Annotated in this window: 1 protein-coding gene; it reads right to left on the minus strand. The window is 35.8% G+C overall.

Going from position 1 to position 598, the window contains the following annotated elements:
• Positions 1-598, minus strand: a 598-nt coding sequence (locus tag ABRT01_RS18400) for a nuclease/transposase family protein (protein ID WP_483308163.1), incomplete at both ends; no start/stop codon positions are given.

A 598-nucleotide genomic window follows, 5' to 3' on the forward strand; every position in this document is an offset into this window, starting at 1 on the left:
GCTAAATAACAGCGTCTTCATTTGTTCTCGACGTTTTAATTGCGCCTTTTCCAAAGCATGATTGAGTCTCTTCCAACGTTTGCTTGGCTCAAAATACGTAACATTTGGGGTGCATACCAGCTTATTAAACTTTTCACATTTGTCCCGTTTTGATTTGATTTCATCGATTCGTTTATCCCAATACTTCAACAGTGCATTCATCGATTTCAATTCATATGATTTTCCATCACTGCCTAATCCTACCGCCAAATTCTTATGGTTGGGATCAAATACAATAAACGATTGTTCCTCTATTTTGGTGATTTCCTTGGCATCTTCTATTGTAAAAATGGCATAATACGAATCCAGATCCTTTGTGATGCGAAGGGTTTTGATTCTCTCCGTTTCGCTTAGTTCTACCGCTTCCACAAGTCCAACTTTGATTTTGATGGTCTTCTTAGCCTTTTTATCTTTTTTCTTTAATTCCTTGTATTCTTCATCTGTTAACTTGCCAAAACTTAAGGAAAGCAGATTGGTATCCAATAATTTAAAGCCTTTTTTTGGTTCATCATAATATAGCGAAAACCACTTCTTTTTCCATGAACGATATTTTGGTTTC

Source organism: Lentibacillus sp. L22, assembly GCF_040812445.1.
In the GTDB taxonomy this organism is placed as follows: Bacteria; Bacillota; Bacilli; order Bacillales; family Amphibacillaceae; genus Lentibacillus_C; species Lentibacillus_C daqui.